The organism is Bacillus sp. RO2 (assembly GCF_012911845.1).
Lineage (GTDB): Bacteria > Bacillota > Bacilli > Bacillales > Bacillaceae_I > Sutcliffiella_A.
Genome location: NZ_JAAXCU010000041.1, coordinates 122,719 through 140,873, shown reverse-complemented (window position 1 = coordinate 140,873; position 18,155 = coordinate 122,719). Strand labels below are relative to the sequence as shown.

20 protein-coding genes are annotated in these 18,155 nt (G+C 33.9%); 16 read left to right on the top strand and 4 right to left on the bottom strand.

What is annotated here, in order from left to right; all coding sequences use genetic code 11:
• Positions 1 to 20 precede the first annotated feature (20 nt).
• From HF078_RS10775 to HF078_RS10765, 3 genes are read right to left on the bottom strand one after another with little or no spacing between them, the layout of a single operon-like run.
• Positions 21 to 389, bottom strand: coding sequence for a hypothetical protein (locus HF078_RS10775; RefSeq protein ID WP_169291156.1), 369 nt, complete (start codon positions 387 to 389; stop codon positions 21 to 23).
• 15 nt (positions 390 to 404) lie between these two features.
• A complete protein-coding gene (gene dndD / locus HF078_RS10770) occupies positions 405 to 2,417 on the bottom strand; it encodes a DNA sulfur modification protein DndD (protein WP_169291155.1) in 2,013 nt (670 codons plus the stop codon).
• Positions 2,418 to 2,435: 18 nt separating this feature from the next.
• Positions 2,436 to 2,621 carry a DNA modification system-associated small protein gene (locus HF078_RS10765; RefSeq protein ID WP_169291154.1) on the bottom strand — a complete coding sequence of 62 codons (186 nt, stop codon included), beginning with the start codon at positions 2,619 to 2,621 and terminating at the stop codon, positions 2,436 to 2,438.
• A 218-nt stretch (positions 2,622 to 2,839) separates the two neighbouring features.
• Between HF078_RS10765 and HF078_RS10760 the strand changes: the two genes are divergently transcribed.
• The 14 genes from HF078_RS10760 to HF078_RS10695 all read left to right on the top strand — a co-directional run bounded on the left by HF078_RS10760 (position 2,840) and on the right by HF078_RS10695 (position 14,851).
• Positions 2,840 to 4,945 carry a DEAD/DEAH box helicase family protein gene (locus HF078_RS10760; RefSeq protein WP_169291153.1) on the top strand — a complete coding sequence of 702 codons (2,106 nt, stop codon included), beginning with the start codon at positions 2,840 to 2,842 and terminating at the stop codon, positions 4,943 to 4,945.
• Between the two features lie 19 nt (positions 4,946 to 4,964).
• Positions 4,965 to 5,141: a hypothetical protein gene (locus tag HF078_RS10755; RefSeq protein ID WP_169291152.1), complete on the top strand. Its 177-nt coding sequence runs from the start codon at positions 4,965 to 4,967 to the stop codon at positions 5,139 to 5,141.
• Positions 5,141 to 7,141 carry an AAA family ATPase gene (locus HF078_RS10750; protein WP_169291151.1) on the top strand — a complete coding sequence of 667 codons (2,001 nt, stop codon included), beginning with the start codon at positions 5,141 to 5,143 and terminating at the stop codon, positions 7,139 to 7,141. Before HF078_RS10755 ends, HF078_RS10750 begins: the two co-directional genes overlap by 1 nt.
• Positions 7,134 to 7,595 carry a DNA phosphorothioation-associated protein 4 gene (locus tag HF078_RS10745; protein WP_169291150.1) on the top strand — a complete coding sequence of 154 codons (462 nt, stop codon included), beginning with the start codon at positions 7,134 to 7,136 and terminating at the stop codon, positions 7,593 to 7,595. The genes HF078_RS10750 and HF078_RS10745 overlap by 8 nt, the downstream gene beginning before the upstream one ends.
• 25 nt (positions 7,596 to 7,620) lie before the next feature.
• Positions 7,621 to 9,399: a hypothetical protein gene (locus HF078_RS10740; RefSeq protein ID WP_169291149.1), complete on the top strand. Its 1,779-nt coding sequence runs from the start codon at positions 7,621 to 7,623 to the stop codon at positions 9,397 to 9,399.
• 83 nt (positions 9,400 to 9,482) lie between these two features.
• Entirely contained in the window at positions 9,483 to 9,806 is a 324-nt protein-coding gene (locus HF078_RS10735; protein WP_169291148.1) for a nucleoside triphosphate pyrophosphohydrolase, read from the top strand.
• Positions 9,807 to 9,919: 113 nt separating this feature from the next.
• Positions 9,920 to 10,159 carry a methionyl-tRNA formyltransferase gene (locus tag HF078_RS10730; RefSeq protein WP_169291147.1) on the top strand — a complete coding sequence of 80 codons (240 nt, stop codon included), beginning with the start codon at positions 9,920 to 9,922 and terminating at the stop codon, positions 10,157 to 10,159.
• Positions 10,160 to 10,183: 24 nt separating this feature from the next.
• Positions 10,184 to 10,822, top strand: a complete 639-nt coding sequence (locus HF078_RS10725) for a hypothetical protein (protein WP_169291146.1) — start codon at positions 10,184 to 10,186, stop codon at positions 10,820 to 10,822.
• Between the two features lie 38 nt (positions 10,823 to 10,860).
• Positions 10,861 to 11,568 carry an exonuclease/endonuclease/phosphatase family protein gene (locus HF078_RS10720; protein WP_169291145.1) on the top strand — a complete coding sequence of 236 codons (708 nt, stop codon included), beginning with the start codon at positions 10,861 to 10,863 and terminating at the stop codon, positions 11,566 to 11,568.
• Positions 11,569 to 11,610: 42 nt separating this feature from the next.
• The gene (locus HF078_RS10715; protein ID WP_169291144.1) at positions 11,611 to 12,402 is read left to right on the top strand and encodes a YwqG family protein; all 792 of its coding nucleotides are present in this window, start codon (positions 11,611 to 11,613) and stop codon (positions 12,400 to 12,402) included.
• A 28-nt stretch (positions 12,403 to 12,430) separates the two neighbouring features.
• On the top strand, positions 12,431 to 12,958 hold the full coding sequence (locus HF078_RS10710; RefSeq protein ID WP_169291143.1) for a DUF2199 domain-containing protein: 528 nt from the start codon (positions 12,431 to 12,433) through the stop codon (positions 12,956 to 12,958).
• A 42-nt stretch (positions 12,959 to 13,000) separates the two neighbouring features.
• A complete protein-coding gene (locus HF078_RS10705; protein ID WP_169291142.1) occupies positions 13,001 to 13,597 on the top strand; it encodes a GNAT family N-acetyltransferase in 597 nt (198 codons plus the stop codon).
• Positions 13,575 to 14,408: an alpha/beta fold hydrolase gene (locus HF078_RS10700; RefSeq protein ID WP_169291141.1), complete on the top strand. Its 834-nt coding sequence runs from the start codon at positions 13,575 to 13,577 to the stop codon at positions 14,406 to 14,408. The genes HF078_RS10705 and HF078_RS10700 overlap by 23 nt, the downstream gene beginning before the upstream one ends.
• Positions 14,409 to 14,419: 11 nt before the next feature.
• Complete coding sequence (locus HF078_RS10695; protein WP_169291140.1) at positions 14,420 to 14,851, top strand: HIT family protein; 432 nt, start codon at positions 14,420 to 14,422, stop codon at positions 14,849 to 14,851.
• Positions 14,852 to 15,180: 329 nt separating this feature from the next.
• On the opposite strand, the gene HF078_RS10690 is transcribed toward HF078_RS10695, so the two are convergent.
• Positions 15,181 to 16,413: a helix-turn-helix transcriptional regulator gene (locus HF078_RS10690; protein ID WP_169291139.1), complete on the bottom strand. Its 1,233-nt coding sequence runs from the start codon at positions 16,411 to 16,413 to the stop codon at positions 15,181 to 15,183.
• 236 nt (positions 16,414 to 16,649) lie between these two features.
• Between HF078_RS10690 and HF078_RS10685 the strand changes: the two genes are divergently transcribed.
• Both HF078_RS10685 and HF078_RS10680 read left to right on the top strand, forming a co-directional pair.
• Complete coding sequence (locus HF078_RS10685; RefSeq protein ID WP_169291138.1) at positions 16,650 to 17,051, top strand: 4'-phosphopantetheinyl transferase superfamily protein; 402 nt, start codon at positions 16,650 to 16,652, stop codon at positions 17,049 to 17,051.
• A 152-nt stretch (positions 17,052 to 17,203) separates the two neighbouring features.
• The gene (locus HF078_RS10680; protein ID WP_169291137.1) at positions 17,204 to 18,148 is read left to right on the top strand and encodes a 3-oxoacyl-[acyl-carrier-protein] synthase III C-terminal domain-containing protein; all 945 of its coding nucleotides are present in this window, start codon (positions 17,204 to 17,206) and stop codon (positions 18,146 to 18,148) included.
• Positions 18,149 to 18,155 lie beyond the last annotated feature (7 nt).

The following is an 18,155-nucleotide window of genomic DNA, read 5'->3' as shown; positions in this document are numbered from 1 at the left end:
TGAAATATGGTGGGCTTTTCTTATAAGATAGTTAAACGAAGATCTTCCATTGAGGTTTTACTATCATGGTCTCCTTTTAACTTTCGAAGGCCTTCCTCAATAAAAGCAATCATATACTTGTGTAACTCGTCTTCAGTCAACGACGTACTAATTTCATTAATTATTAGGTGTTTAAATAGTAAAAATTCTTTGTCCTTAATAATGTTATCGGGAATAGTCCATTTGTTTTTTCCACCATCGAATTCAGTAGTAATAGGACCGTTGGAAGCAGCTAAACCTTTAGAAAGCGCAATTTTCACTGCTGTGGGTCTGTCAACTTCTAAGGCATTAGCTATTAAATCTAAAATTACTTTTCCTTCTTCTGATAACTGCATTCTTCTGTTAGACATATTTCTTATTCACCCTTAACCCTTTGCATATTCAAAATATCCATCTCTGATGATGGTGTACTTCTTTCGTTCATCGTAGTCCAGCATGTATTGCTTGTAAGAGTGACTTTCCATAAGCTCAACATACTCTTTGGTGATCTCTGTATCAGTAGAGAGTATAATCACTTGCTCACTTAACTCTTTATAATAATGGTTTATAAGATGGTTTCTATGATAACTATCTAGTCTTCCTAATGGAGTATCAATCACCATAGGCAGTGCTAAATCTGAAGCTTTAGTTAATGCCCAAATTAATGCAGATGATATCATCTGCATTTCACCAGCAGAACGTTCTTGAATGCTTATTTCCTGCATTTGATCATTATATAAACGTATAGAATAAGTGTTTAAGTCAAATTCTATTTTTCCAAACTCATCTTGTTTTCTAAATAATTTCTTTAGCATAAAGGAGAACTCTTCTTTAATGTAAGTCGCTTTCATTACTGTAACTTCACTTACATATTGTTGCATTGTCTTAATTGTTTTATCAACATCTTCAAGTTGTTGATTCAATTCTTCAAGATTTGAATCTTGACCAGATATACGAGTTAACTTGTTTAATAGACTTGTTCTTTCCTCTACTGCACCATTGTATTTCTTTTGTATAGCTTTTCGTTTGAGATCAAGTTCACCAAGTTTTTTTGTTAGTAAATCTATCTTATTGTTTTCTTTATCAATATTTACAGATTCAGGAGCTTTTCTAATATCACTTTCTAAAGCATCTAACTCTTGTTGCAACTTCTCAATTTTATTAATTAGTTCTGAAACTTGGTATTTATCCTTAATTGCAATATTTGTTAGGAATGTATAGTCTTTGCTAGTAACATCATGAATAAATTCCATATCTAGTTGGACATTACTTATTTTATTTTCTTTAATCCATACCTCTTCCCCGAGAATTCTTAACTGCTCCAATTGCTCGCTTGAAAGAGGAGGATTAATACTTTTATTCAATAATTGATTAATGAAATTTCGGTAAGGAGTAAGGGATGAATCTTGTAGCATTTTCTTTTGAGAAATAGAATGCTCATCTTTTAGCCTTTTTTTCATTTTCTGTATTTTTTCTCTGAGCATGATGTTATACATATTTTCATGTAAGAAGAGATTTAAATCTTTCTTCAACATGTCAAGCTCTGTTGCAACTCGAGATTGTTGTTTAATAATAACTTCTCTAGATTTAGAGTTTTTTGATAAAATCTCATTACGCTCTTGTTTAGCTTCCTTAATTAAGTTTTCATAATGTCTAATCTCTGTCTGTATTTTATTCTTTTTAATTTCTAACTCACTAATTGCTACTTCCTTTTCTTTCAATTGACTTTGAATGTTAGTTAAGGTGGAATGACTAACCGATCGTGCTAGTTTATTTTCTATATTTCCTTTTAAAGTACGTAAGTCAACTAGTAATTGTTTATAAGCTTCCATTCCAGTAATCTTATGAATAGCTTCTTTCATTTCTTCACTATTTTGTCTCAATATTACTTCTTTAACTTCTTCACCATCGAAAATAAAAAATGGAGCAGCATGATAAGGGATAATCTTATCAATATAGCGGTTATAAACTTCAATATTGTCAATTCTGGCATGCTTAGCCATTTTTGAGCCGGCTTTTCGAACATTCAAATTTCTCTCTTCGTGAGTCATCTTTTTAAGCTGGTTAAAATACCACTTAACTTTTAATGTCCATTCTTCTCCTGCATCAGTTTCTATAACAAGGGTAAGAGAACACTCCCGTCCACCTTCATTATAAAATGTATTATTAATAACGTTAGAAAAAAGCCTTTTGTACTCGGTATCAGACATACCTCTCTTACCAAAGAGAACATAAAGTATTGCTTTTAATATTGTTGTCTTACCTGCACCATTAAGTCCACCCAAGAGAATAATGTTTTGGGTTTTTTCATCTCTGACTTCTTTTGGAATATAAAGATCTATTTCTTGAAGACCATAATAGGTTTTGTAATTATCAAAGATTAGCTTTTTTAGAATCATATTTTATCACCATAGTATTTATTTGTTTTTCATTTGGAAATTAATTAACTCTTGGTATTCTGTAACTCTCGTTGAAGCACTAACATTTTCATAAGAATGTTTTTCTGCTGTTTTTATTAGAACTTTTGCCAGCTTTAATGGAACCCCATTTTTGTTACATATCTTAGCCAAAAGCTCAAGCTCTCTTCTTTGTACTTCCTTCATCTATATCACCTTTATTATATAAAATACATACAGTAAATATTTTATCATAGTAAGCTGTGAATTTTACAATATATCACAAAACAATTATTGGGAAGTAATGTATGTGATAATTTTGTAGTAAATTACTAAATTAATATTCTAATGTAATTGTCATACTATTGCATAAACTGTAAAATAATGATAATGATTTTTATATTTATAAATAAAGGAGAGGTTAAATGAGTTTAAAAGAATTAAATATCTCCTATCAATATAGAACTGGACATGAAGAAGGGAATATAATAGAGAATTTTTATATTCCAGTCTTATCGAAAAGCATTTTATATAAGAGAGCAGTTGGTTATTTTTCTAGTGGTTCTCTAATGTTGGCTGCTAAGGGAATTTCAGAGCTAATTGGCAAAGGTGGAAAGATGCAACTTATAGCATCTCCACATTTAGAAGAAGAAGATATTGAGATGATAGAAAGCGGTTACAAATTAAGGGAAAGAGTAATAGAAGAATCTTTGCTCCGTTCTTTAGATATAGAGACTTATACGCCATTGCAACGAGAGAGATTGAATTACTTAGCTTGGCTCATTGCAAATGATAGTTTAGATATTAAAATCGCTGTGATGTCAGATTCAAAAAAATTTGGAATCTATCACGAGAAACTGGGAATTATGGAAGATACTTTTGGAAATAAAGTTGCATTTTCTGGTTCTTCTAATGAAACTGAAGGCGGTCTTTATAATAACTTCGAATCCATTGATGTTTTTTGTTCATGGCTACCTAACGAAAAGATTAGAGTAGAGCAAAAGAACAACGATTTTAATAAGTTGTGGAATAATAAAACAAATTACCTTGAAGTTATGGATTTTCCACAAGCTGTAAAAGAAAAAATTCTTTCTTATAAGATTTCCACATACAAAAAGATTGATCCGGAATTGATCGTGAGAGAAAACCAAGTCAACTATGGAGAAAAATATCCTGTTATTCCTAAGGGTTATCTTATTCGCGATTATCAACAAGAGGCGATTAGATGCTGGTTTAGAAATGAATGCCAAGGTCTCCTGGAAATGGCCACAGGTACAGGGAAAACTATCACAGCCCTTTCTGCAATCTCTAAACTATGGGAAGTATCTAACAGATTAGGAGTCATTATTGTATGCCCCTATACTCACCTAGTAGATCAGTGGGTAGAAGATATAAAGCGATTTAATATGGAACCTATAGTTGCATATAGTTCAAGAAGCTTATGGGAAGAAGATCTTTCCAATAGTATAACTGCCTTCCAGTCAGGAATCACAAAACATTTTTGCTTAATAACGACTAACTCAACTTATTCATCTAAGCATATGCAGCTGTTAATAAAAAGACTAAATGGTGATGTAGTTTTTGTTGCTGATGAAGCGCATCATCTCGGAGCAGAAAATAATAGGAACAAGCTTATTAAATCAATCCCTTATCGCCTCGCACTTTCTGCAACACCCAATCGATGGTTTGATGAAGAAGGTACTACCAAGTTAATAGATTACTTTGGTGGAAAAACCGTGTTTGAGTTTGGACTAGATAAAGCAATTGAAAAAGGTTTCTTAACACAGTACTTCTATTATCCTCATCTAGTTTACTTAGATGAAGATGAGAGTGAATTATATTATGAAATTACAAGAAAACTGGTGAAGATCTTCCCGAAAGATGGAAATGTAAAAGGAGAAGATGCAAAGTCAGCGCAGTCACTATTAATTGAAAGAGCACGTATCCTTAGTAGAGCAAGAAATAAGCTTTCGAAGCTCAAAGAATTAATGAATCAAGAAAAAATTTCAAAACACAATATTGTCTATTGTGGTGATAGTTGGACAGACGGAGAAAAACAGATAGATGCAGTAGTAAAGTTGTTAGGTAACGAATTGGATATGAGAGTACATACTTTTACATCTAGGGAAGATAAACAACAACGAAAACAACTTCTTCAAAAATTTGAAGAAGGAGACCTGCAGGTACTGGTAGCAATAAAATGTTTAGATGAAGGGGTAGATGTACCAGCTACCCAAAGAGCCTATATTCTCTCTAGTAGCACCAATCCTAGAGAATTTATACAGAGGAGGGGTAGGGTGCTACGTAAGCACAAAAGTAAAGAATATTCGTATATTCATGATTTTATTGTCATCCCAAGAAACCTAGACGAGATCCGCCATATTGAACCATCATTATTTAATATGGAGAGGAAAATGGTAATACGAGAACTTAACAGATTTCTAGAATTCGCAGATATAGCAATTAATGGTCCTGTAGCACATGAGAGTATACTGGAATTTAAGAAGGCGTATCATTTGTTAGATGTATAAAAATTAGGAGGGATCAACAATGAGTCAAGAACGAGAGAAAATAGAAGCTCTGCTAGCAGAACTACCAGACACACATACTTTAATCCTAAAGGAAATATTAGAGGCTGAGAAAGCTGTCCTTCATTTAAAGAGCTTTCAAGGCACATCCATTGTAAGTGATATCGTTAATATTGTTAAGGAAAGGATTACAGAATAATGCTAATAGAATCAATTACCTTATATAACTTCCGTCAATATTATCAAAACCAAACAATAAATTTTTCAAAATCTACTACAAGAAATGTCACGGTAATTCATGGGGAGAATGGATCAGGAAAGACGGCTTTGCTAAATGCCTTCAGTTGGTGTTTTTATGGGATTATAAATTTGCCCAATGGAACAAATGTAATTAATGAACACGCCGTTGCGATCGCAGATCCTGGAGAAACTATAGAAGGCTGGGTACGCATTGTTTTTCAAGATAATGGAAGAACGTATACTGCCATTAGAAAGGCAATAGCTAGGAAAGAAACTAATAGTGATATTACCTATTTAGAAACAACAATATCTGTTGACTACAAAGATGAGTTTGGATTATTGAAAGCAATTAATAACCCTACTGTGGAGCTGAATAGAATACTTCCGGAGGATTTAAGAACTTACTTCTTTTTTGATGGGGAAAGAATTGATAACCTTTCGAAAGATAGCGGTTCTGATGATGTAAAAAAAGCAATCAAGAATATTATGGGATTAGAGATTTTAGAAAGAGCAATCAATCATACAGAAAAAGCAAGAGTGAAATTTCGTAATGAGTTAAAAAAACATGGTGACGTCAAAACAGTGTCTATCCTAGATGAATTAGATCAATTAGAAAAGCGAAGAGGAGAACTGCTTCAAGAAGACACATTGCAAAAGAGCAATATCAAAGCGATAAATAAAGAGATCGTAGAAGTTGAGACTAGGATGAAACAAATTGAAGGAGCTAAGCAACTACAGGAACTAAGAGACGCAAAAACTGAAGAGTTAAATAAAGAGCAAGATGCAATAAAAAAAATTAAAAAAGAGACTATTGATCTCCTAAGTAAACAAGGTTATTTAGCCTTTACATTTCCAGCAATCGAAAAGGCAAATGAGATAATTAAAGAAAATAGTGACTCGAAACCGAGCGAAGGTATAAGCAAAGCATTTGTAGAGCATTTAATGAGAGATGGAGTATGTATTTGTGGGGAAAGACTCACTGATGGTTCAACTCATTGGGATCACTTAAAGAACATAATAGATAAAATATCAGAAACTCGTAGCAAATATCAAATAATTGATTTTGCAAGTAACTTAAAGGTAATAAAAGAGAGAAAAGATAACCTGCTTAAAGATATGAAAAGATTAAAGGAAGAAGAGGTTCATAGAAACCAACTAGTTAAAAAACTTAACGAAGAAATTGAAGAAATTAGTGTCCGCCTTACTAGTGAGGACTCTGAAGAAATAGTGAAATTAGAAGAAAAGAGGAAGAAACTAGTAGATCAAAAAAGTTCTATTGACAGAAAGATTGGAGTAATCCATGCAGAATTAGAAAAAACGTTGGAAGAGATTACTGAGAAAAATAATGAGGCGAAAAAGCTGCAATCATTAGAACAAAAAGGAAAGCTTACACAAAAGAGAATGAATACATGCCTTCAACTAGAAAATACGATGCAAGGAATATTAGATGTTCGTGAAAAGCTTGTGAAAGCTCAATTACAAGAAAGAATTACAAGTGTGTATTCACAATTCTTAAGAAAAGGTTATCAAGTACAGCTGGCGGATAATTACGAATTAAATGTTATTAATGATAAAGGAAATATAGTAGGAATGTCACAAGGCGAACGTCAAATTACAAGCTTATCATTCATAGGTGCTATTGTTGATATTGCACGAGAACAATTTAAAAAAGAAAACAAATCTGGTTTTGATGAAGGAGGAATATATCCACTAGTCATGGATTCTCCTTTTGGAGCTTTGGATTCTGATCATAGAGAAAGAATTGCTAAAGGAATCCACAAACTTGCTGATCAAGTAATAGTAATTGTATCTACCTCACAATGGAGGGGCGAGGTTCAGGAACAAATGGCTGGATTAATTGGAAAGGAATATAGACTGTCCTACAATGACCCACGCCAAAACAAAGAGAAACCTTATGAATTTACAGAAGCTATTGAGGTGAACAAAGTCCATGTCTAGAAGAAGAATAAGACGTCCAAAAGAGCAAGAAGATATATATAAAGCATTAACTGACTCCAGTGAATTCGGCATATTTGCTACGTATAAAGATGTATTTATGTTAGCTGGATCTATAGGTTTTATGGAAAAGAAACGCAAACCTTTTACTGGTTCAGCAGAAGGAATTCCTTGGACCGTATTTACTTTGGAAACAGATGAAGCTTTAATAAATGCCATTGCCCTAGCAGAAAGCAATGATATATCTATTTTGAAAGATAATAGTGATGCATTCGATAGAAAAATGACTATTTTTGAAGAATATGCAGCCGGTGGCCTAGAAGTTATAAATAGTAAGCTAATGGAAAACCCAAAACTTGCCCTAAACTCTTACTTTGACATGATTATAAGTATAGAAAATGAAGTTAATGATAAAGATCGTAATCTTAAAGGCATAGCGGATATGCTTTCATTCTAAAAAACTAAATTAAAGGATGTTCTACATGGACATATTGGATATTGTAAATAATGTAGTAAATAAAAATGAAGAAAAATTTATTGATAGTAATATGGAAAGAATTAAAGCTTTTTTGTCTGAGGGTAAAAGTGTTGATGATATTGCGACATTCTTAGATGTTGATTCAGAAATATTATTAAAAAGAATGACTTTTCTGGGTCTTACTAAGAGAACCATTAGCAAAAAAGAGCTGACATCAAATCAAATACAGAACGCTGTACTTAATTTATATAAGGGTATATCAATGAGTAAGGTAGCAAGTGAATTAAAGATAACTTCGGACACTTTAGAGAATGAATTATTAAATAGGAACTACCAAAAGAGATGGGTGGGTTCAAATAATTATAAGGTACCGGTAAATTTAAATGAAATATTACGAGCTCTAAACATCGATAAGAAAAGCGTAGACTCTATTTCTCATGAATTTAATATTGATTCATATGTATTAAACGCGAGTCTCAGAGAGATTTGGGTTCAAGAAACATATAGGGTAGGGACTGACTCCTATACGAAATTATCTGATGAATTGCTCCTTGTGACATCTATAGAAAATGGGGAATTAAAATCTATCATTTATAAAGAGGAAAAATTAATAACTGGGTTAGAAATCAACGAACTGCTAGGAATTAATACAAGATATTACCTTACTCTAGAAAAAAGAAAGTTTGTTGAAACATTACATTTTTATAAAATCGATAAAGGCAAATTATACAAAATTAAATATAAACTTCCTCATCTGGAATACTTGGTAGAAGAGTTATTCTATTCCAAGAAGGGTTTAGAATTATTCACAAAAATAACTAACAAAGAAGGTGTGAATTCCAAAGCCATAACTGAGTATTTCGACAGTATAGAGATACTATCTACTGAATTGATTGAAAAGAAAGAGAATGACAAATCTCAGGAAAAATATAGTGTCTTTTTTGGGCAATCTCATCCAAATGGTGAACTAGGTATAATTCACGACATAGTCACTGAATTAAATAAGGGTTTTACCATCTATGATTACTCACAAAAGTATGCAAAAAGCAGAAAATTCCGTGCTAAATTCTCAGCTAATATGCAAAAAAAAATTGAGGATGCCGGATTTAGATACAGTAGTAAATCTAAAAAATGGGAGAAACAATTCAAGAGGGATGATATTGGAGATGCACAAAACATCAAAGAAAAGGTAAACGAAATCCCAATTATGACAATAGTAAAATTTATTAACGAAATCAATTCTATTTCAAAAGCAGAAAAAGAGTTCGGTATATCATCAATAGAAATTAGACTGTTGTTAAAGGAAAATGGTTTCTCTTACGACAGCTTGTTTAAAAAATGGACATTAAAATCCCGAGAGCAACTCCTTGAGGAAACTTCTAAAGATTTAATATCAGGTAAGATAAACTTTCATGATTTGGAGAAAAATGGGGTAGTTGCCGAAGCTTTAAAGAAGAAATTTGACGAGGTAAATCTACCTTATTCAAAAATTGAAGTGAAGAATAAACCTATTGAGGGAAGCGATGAAGTACTTGGAAGTGATAAACAAAATACAAGCTCTTTTACTGAAAAAGAGATAAAGATTTTAAGAGAATTAATCTCTGAACGTGAGAAAAAAAGTAACTTCATGGAAGAGAAAAACGATGGGAAAATGGAATCAATAGTGCTAATAAACAAATCTTTATTGAGTAAAATTGAAATTTTCTCAGATGTAAAAGAGATGAGCCGATCAAAAGTGATTGAAACGGCACTAATTGAATACTTTGAAAAAAACTCTTTTTAGAATAATCGTTCATATGTTCTTACATAGAGCATACATCCATAAAGTCTGAATAAGTGTCTTTGTATTTTAGGGGGAGCTGAATTATGCCACTATACAATAAACTAGTCCGAGACAATATTCCGAAGATTATTGAAGGAACTGGGAAGAGGTATACCGCTAAAGTTTTGAACGATGACAAGTATATAAAGTATCTTAGGTTAAAAAGCTATGAGGAATTAGATGAGTACTGTGCAGCGGAGACAAATGAGGAAGCTGTAGAGGAGCTTGCTGATTTACTTGAGGTCATTCATGCATTAGCTGGTTACCATGGATCTTCTATAGAAGAGGTAGAGAAGGTTCGTAGGGAAAAGGAAGAGAAGCGTGGTGGGTTTGAGGAGAAGTTATTTTTGGTTGAGGTGGAAGATTAGCTGGTAGGTAAAAAGACATGTTTAGGCATGTCTTTTTATTGTGGAAAATAAAGGATATTGTAGGTTTTTGTAGAATCTTAATATAGCACTACAAATATCTAGGGGGAAAATAAATGGCCTTAATTAAAGGGAACACTATGAAGAAAATAACGAAGGGAAGAAATGCAATTCATAATGAAGTGGATAATACATATACAAGTTTTATAGATAATGAAGGGAATAGAATACTTCAGATAGATACCTATGGATCGAACCAAAGAGAATTCAGGGGAAAAGTTAGTCAATCTATTCAATTTGATAAAGAATCAGCTCGGGAATTTATGACTGTGATTAAGAAAGAATTTAACATTTAAGTTAACTAGAAGGATTTGAATAACATGAATAAACCACACCTCAACCTCATGCAGTTCTTTGAAGGGTTTCTAAAAAACTATCGGAAATTAAATTTAACTACGTTACATAATAGATCCATGTTTACGCAGAAAGAAATTAATTATTTTGCTGACTTAGGAGAGATGCTGGGGTTTGAAAGTTTTATAGAAGATTCAAAGTTTGATAAGTCAAAGAATCGTTCACGTCCTATGGATTTAGCATGGTGGAAGTGGGACAAGCGGGAGGAACCGGAGAATTATCACTATCTTGCACTTCATCTAGAAAGAGAAAGTCTCCCAATGAAGGATGAAGAAACAATCGAAAAGCTGTTTTCTGAGACCGAAGAAGCCTTTATTCCTAATGATGTCGTGGGAATTCTATATGTGGATTCGGAAGAACGTATATCCTATTTAAACAATCTAGTTTTACATAGAAATAAGCAACAGCAATCAAATGCGCTTATGGTGTATAGGTATTTTGATGAAAGCTTACAGACACAGAGAGTATGGGCGTACCACTTTTCAGCAGATGGAATCGTGGAAGAAAGGAAAGCCGTTTGTAAGGAAGATGATTATGGTTATTTTAGTATGATTTTTGAGGAAGAGTTTACAGAGAGTGGATTAGTAGTAAGCTACATTTCATAAAAATCAGCCTGTATAATTCCCATTAAGGAGGCACTCCAATGAAAATCCTCACTTGGAACTGTACCATGTGCTTTAGAGATAAGATAGACCATGTACTGCCTATGAAAGCCGATATTCTTATCATCCCTGAGTGTGAGTCACGGGAAAAGTGGAAAGAGAAAGATAGTGAGAAAGGGATCAGTCAATTCATGTGGTTCGGTGATAATCCTAACAAGGGACTTGGGGTATTAAGTATGAGTGATTCTTTTCAGATTAACCTGCATCCTTCATATAATCACGCCTTCAGATATATTGTACCTTTAGAGGTTTCAGGGCAAGAAAATTTCATTCTCCTCGCAGTATGGGCGCAACTGGCTAATACGAAGTATGAGAGTTATATAGGGCAAATCTTTCATGCTATTAATTATTACGAAGAGTTACTTAAAAAACCATGCTTCATTGTTGGTGATTGGAACAGCAACAAAGTGTTCGACCACATTAAAAGAGTGGGCAACCATACCGCTGTTGTGGACATATTGCAGGCGGCTGATATAGAAAGTGGGTATCACTACTTTTTTAATGAAGAGCATGGGATGGAAACAAAGCCAACTCATTATTATTGGAGGAAGCAAGAGCGACCATTTCATTTGGACTTTATCTTTACCTCACGTAACTATTTGGATAGATTGAAACATTTTGAGGTGGGTAGTTTTGAAGAGTGGATAAAGCTTAGTGACCATATGCCAGTTCTGGTGGAATTCGTTTAATTTTTATATAAAACTATAATTTTTTTTAGGAGGCACTCCATAATGCAAAAAGTCGACCAATTACTAAGTGAACACAACCTATCACACCATAAGTCCGCTATTATGGACAGTTTTAAAAGTGCTATTAAACTCAATAAAATTAATAAAGATGAAACGGACATTCCCGTTGGCTCTTCCAAAATAGGCGGTTCCCCAGACATGCCTGCGGGTTGGGAGTTTCCTCGTTATGAAGATGACTATCTCACTTTTATGCTTCAGGTTAATCTGTCAGAAGCAAAGCCCTGTGACAAAGATAATCTGCTGCCTGAGAGCGGCATCTTGTATTTATTTTATGAGGCGCTGGAGCAACCTTGGGGATTTGAAGAAGATGAGGGATGCTTTAAGGTGCTTTATTTTGATGGAGATTTAGGGGAGTTGGAGAGGAAGGAAAGTCCGAGTAGTAGGACGGAGTTTGTTGCGTTTCCAGCGTTTCAACTTTCTTTTGAGACGATCGTAACATTGCCGGAAAGTCCCGAGCACCTGGATTTTGCAGATGATGATGATGAAACGAATTACTTTGATTTCCGTCAGGAGCTAGTGCAACCAAAGGACAGGGATGGCAAAATGGTACCGGCTCATTATATGTTGGGCGCGCCGTTGAATATTCAGGATGATGTATTGGAGGAGCTTTTTGAAGATGGAAAGGATCCTGTGCTTTTGTTTCAAATAGATTCGGATGAAGAACTGGCAGATGTCATGTGGGGAGATAGTGGCATGTTGTACTTCTGTATGGAGAAAGAGGACTTGATGGAGAAGCGGTTTGATCGGGTGAGATTTACGTTGCAGTGTTTTTAATGTCGGCAAAAACTAACAGAGGTGTAAAATGACATCAATAAAAGGATACACGTGTAGTTGCTGCGGAGAATACCACGATGAACTTCCGATTAGTTACGGAAACGGCGCCCCAGCTTATTATGAAGTTGCCGATGCACAAGAACGGGAAGAAAGGTTCGAACTAAGTGAGGATTTATGCGTGATGGACAATGAACACTTTTTTATCCGGGGTTGTTTAGAAATACCTATAATTGGTATGGATGAAGAGTTTATATGGGGAGCTTGGGTCTCCTTGAGTGAAGCTAATTATAAGAAAGTGAAGGAACACTGGAATAATCCAGAACTACTAGAACCAATGCTTGGTTGGTTTTCTACTGCATTGCCTTGTTATCCTGATACGATTAACTTGAAGGCAAAGGTCCACCACAGAACAGGTGGAATTAGACCATTTATTGAGCTAGAACCAACAGACCATCCTTTGTCTGTGGAAAGTAGAAACGGAATAACAAAAAAACGGATACAAGAAATAGCGGAAGCACTTTGTGTGAATAACGAAGATGGAGAAACAGAACATTAATTTTTTTGTAACCGCTATGGGACCCCACTAAAGAGGTGCAATATGATTACATATATCGGAACACCACAGCTAGAAACAGATCGGCTACTCTTAGAAAAGTTCGAACTCGGTGATGCCCAGAAGGTGTTTGATCACTGGATTTCAGATGAGCGGGTGACAGACAATCGAGTGAGTGCGGCGCATACAGCTGTTTCGCAGACGGTGGAGAGAGTGGCCGATATTGTGTCGCAATATGAGAAGGAAGATTTTTGTTATTGGGCAGTGAAGGTGAAGGATAGTGGAGAGCTGATTGGCGAGATTGATTTGTATGATTTTGATGAGGCAACCGGAAATTGCAAGGTGAGTTATTCCCTCGGTTATCGGTGGTGGAATCAGGGGTATGGCACGGAAGCGTTGCGCGCCGTGATCGATTTTGGCTTTCGGCACATGAATCTTCATAAGATTGCTGCTGCACACAACACCGACAACCCAGCGTCAGGCCGCATCATGAGCAAGGCAGGGATGATGCAAGAGGGGATTGTGAGGGATATGATTCGGAATTCCAAAGGTCAGTATAAAGATTGTGCGATTTATGGGATTTTGGAGGGGGAGTATTTTAGTAGAGGGGATGAATTTTATGTGGGAACAAAGGTTTATTGAAACAGAACGAGGCGCCTTTGAATATTTCACTGCGGGGCAAGGAGATCCATTAGCTACTACACATTTATATATGGCTTTTGATGAACGTGGCAGTTTGTTAGCTAACCCGTACACGGAGCATTATAAAGTTTACTTAATTAATACGAGAGGTGCAGGTAATTCTGTAAAGGCTGAAGTGGAAAATCAGCTTAGTATGAAAGAAGCTGTTAAAGATTTAGAAGCCATCCGGACAGCACTAAGGTTGGAGAGATGGGCATTTGCAGGACATTCAACAGGTGGAATGTTGGCACTGCAATATGGAATTGATGCCCCGCACTCTTTAACAAAACTAATTGCAGGTTGTGCTGCAGCGAGTAAAGAATACGGCGCGCACAAAGATAGTATTTATTGCGCAGAAAACAAGCATTTTCAACGGATAGTTGAGATTATGGATTTATTGAACGATTCAAATACCCCGCGAGAAGAACGTCAAAAGTTAGGATATGAATGGGCCTTGATGTCCTACTACTCAGAGGAAAAATTAAAAGAGGCTATCAATCGTCCAAACAGTGGTCGAACTGTTGGAGAAAACCTCGATTATTTTAGAAAAGTAGAAGTAAAGAACTTTGATCTTCGCTCTCAATTAAAGGATATAAATGTACCAAGTTATATCTATGCATGCAGACACGATGCCCAATGTCCAGTGGATTTTAGTATCGAAATGGCGGAACTCATCCCGCAGTCACAATTATTTATTTTCGAGGAATCAAACCATAATCCTTTTATCGAGGAAGAAGAGAAATTTAGAGAGTTTGTGAAATTAACAGTATAGAGGTGTCCACCATGCAACCGACAAAAGACTGCCTAGGCTGCCGATTAGCCAACAAAAGTGAAACCATCTATATGGTCTACGAAGATGACTATGTCACATGCTTCCTAGATCACGACCCGTTCAACGAAGGACATACCTTAATCCTGCCTAAACAACATTTCCTAGATGTCGACGAACTCGATGACGAAACGGCCAATGCTATTATGAGAGCTTCTATTTTAATATCCAAAGTGTTGAAGCACCTATATTATAATCCAGACGGCATCACCATTAACCAAAATGGAGGAGTGTTTAATGAGTTAAGTCATTATCATATGCATGTGGTGCCGAGTTATAAGGGGCAGTGGTTTGGAGAGTTTTATAGGGAGGAAGATGTGGGAGAAGTGGATGTTTGGGAGTTCGAGCGGGTTCGGGCGAGGATGGTTGAATTGACAGGAAGGTAGATAAAGGTTCTATATATGTGAAATTCCAAAATCAGTTGGGTTTGCTGCATGGAACTATTCTGAATTTTAATATAGAAATAGTTTTTTCTGCTGCTTATTTAGACATATTTTAACTATAATTACAAAAAGCCACTTGGAATATAAATTACTTCCAAGTGGCTTTTTAAATTCCTATAAAATATAGTTTTAAAGCTTTATAGTACCAACTGGAGGGAAAATGGGGTGATCATATGATACAATAATTTCTTTGTGCTTAACATTAAGTTGAGTTTGGTCCAATGTTACAGAGAGTAGTGGAAGGGCGAGAATTAAAACTAGAATAATTTTTTTCATAATAAACTCCTTTTCTTATTAAAATAATATATGGCTCTCTCATAATTATTATCTTCTTCATAGTAAGAACCTAGAATGTTACAAAAATTATGAAAGGTCTCTCTATTTTCTTTACTTTTTTCTAGAAAAGGCAAAGCCCGTTTTTCTAGGTATTTTATTGAGAGTTTACGACCTTTAACTAAATCGAGAAGAAAGTATGTAGATAAAATTTGGTATTTCTTGTTGTTTAATTTTCTTGCAAGATTATTAACTTTAGTGAATCTCTCTACAGCTTGTAGAGAATTTTGAGAAAATAAAAGTTCCCCTATAGCATAGTTTCCAACCATAGAATAATGTAAGTTTTCTTCAGAGTGTTCTAATCCTCTTTGATAGTACTCGATAGCTAGACTGAAATCCCCTTTTTTTCTCATGAGTAAACCTAGATTATGAAAAACTAAAGGTAAAAGAGTAGTGTCTTTTAATATTTCTGTATTTCTCTTTAAATGCGTAAAGCAATCAAAGGCTTCATCGTAGAGGCTAGATTGAGTATAGCTAATCCCCAGAGTCATTAATACATGTAAAATCCTTTTAAAATTATGAGTATCTGTGAAAAATTGCAATGCCTTTTTACCGTATAGAATAGCATATCCTGATTCTTCTAAATTACCTTTTACCAATGCCAAATGATAGAAGAATTCCCCGTTATGAATACCCATATCAACATTGTTATTTAATAAATCTAGTAAAATAGTATCTGCTTCTTTATAACTACCTTTCAGAATGAAGTATACACCATGGAAATATAAAAATAAATGCTCTTCATGTTGGGAAAAATTTTTCTTTTGTTTATTTAACCATTTAATTTGCTCGTAAGCTTTATCCATTTCTTTCTGAAACAAGTAATATCTTAGTTTGTATAATTCGTATATAAAGATATAAGAGGAAAATCCAACAAATTCCGAATAGGGATTCAATTCCTTGAATGTAATGTCTATTTTTTCTTCCTGAAGATAAATAATATTTTCTATTAATTCATCTAGTAAAGATTTAATAGTTTCTTCACTTTTTTTTACATCAACAATATTTATATTTAATTTATTTAATAATAAATTTATTGTATCAATATTAGCTTCTTTTTCATTGTTTTCAATTTTACTTAAATGAGGAATAGAACATATCCCGTCGCATAGATCACTTTGAGTCATTTTTAATTTTGTCCGGTAGTATTTTAGAAGCGAACCCAACCTCAAAATTCAAACCTCCATATTATTCATATAGTGATGTTATTCTAGTATTCTTTAACTATTTTACAACAAAAAAGGTAAAAAATGATAACTTACAGATTTATTTCCTCTCTATTTTTAAAATTTTCCCAATACAATAATTTTTCTTTCTGGGATATGATTAAGTCAACATATAAAACACATCAAAATGAACTTGAAAAAACAATTCATAATTAAAAAGTACTACTTAAAGGTGGGGGGATTTGTTAGTAGGAACTGGTATAGATATTGTTGAACATAAACAAATTGAAAGAATGCTAAAAAGAAACGAATCAAGCTTGCAGAAATTATTATTAAATAAGAAGCAACAAATTGAATTTAATTCTCTTAGTTATAATGATCAAATAAATTTACTAGCTTCTAGTTTAACAATAAAGGAAGCAGCATATAAAGCATTTGGAAGTTATATGGGGAAAGATTTTTCGTTTTTGAAAATAGAAATAGATAATATGAATGGACAAGTAACTATTGATACCAGCAAGCTCGGTTTAAATATTTCTCTGAGTATTACAGTGACAAATTTTTGTAGTTTTACTATAGCCAATGTATTGGCCTTTAACTTGAAAGGAGGTGAGAGAAATGAATATCAAAGCAACTCCAATTAAAACAGAAGAATTAAAGAATCGTGGGGATTTAGTGGTTCGATGTGTTAACGCAACAATTCGTTGTAGCAATATTACTATTCGTTGCTAATTAGATTATTTTAGGAACTTCATATTACTTAATATGAAGTTTCTTTTATTCAAATTACAAGAGGATGATAAATATGGTGTGCATAGAGCATATTTCAACTTACATACCTGAAAATGCTGTTAGTATTGATGAATTGCAGGAATATTTAAACCTTAAAGCATATCAAGTGAAGCTATTTAAGAAAATCCATGGTTTAAAAGAAATAAGAATGGACAACAAAAAAAACTTACTTAACCTATTATTTCCTTCTATTAAAGAGATGTTGGAAGCTACAAACACATTAGAGGAAGAAATAAAATATGTTATTTATTGCCACACCATACAAAACATCTATCCATACCCCAGAAATATCTTTCAGGATATAAAGAAGATTTTCCCTTTTAAAAATGCAATATGTTTTTCCGTTACTCAACAAAATTGCGCTTCTAGTCTTGTTGCCTTAGATATTGCAGAAAGTTTACTTACTAATACCAAAAATAATAGAGAAAAGGTTCTAATACTTACTGGTGAAAAAGTGTTTACCCCAAGTGCTCAACTAATAAATAATACAACTATTATGGGTGAGGCATCTGCAGCAGTACTATTAAGTAAAGACAGCATAAATAACAAAGTGCTGAATACCAAAACTCAAATATTAGGTAAATATGCAGACGGATTAAGTATCTCTGAAGAAAATCAAAAAGATTTTGAGAAAATATATGTGCCTACCTTAGCGAAATTAATTGAAGATACAGTTGCTGAAGCTGATTTGCAAATAGAAGATATTTCATTAATTCTTCCGCATAATGTAAATTATTCTTCCTGGAAAAGTGTTTCTAAAGCATTAAATTATCCAATTAGTAAAATTTATCTAGAAAATGTATCTAGATTAGGTCATTGTTTTTGTTCGGATCCCTTTATAAATTACGAAAGTGCAGTAAGGGATAATATGTTAAGTAAAGACGACTACTATTTAATGGTTTCGGTTGGTCTTGGTGCAACATTTGCTGTAACGCTCATACAACATTAGGGGGAGA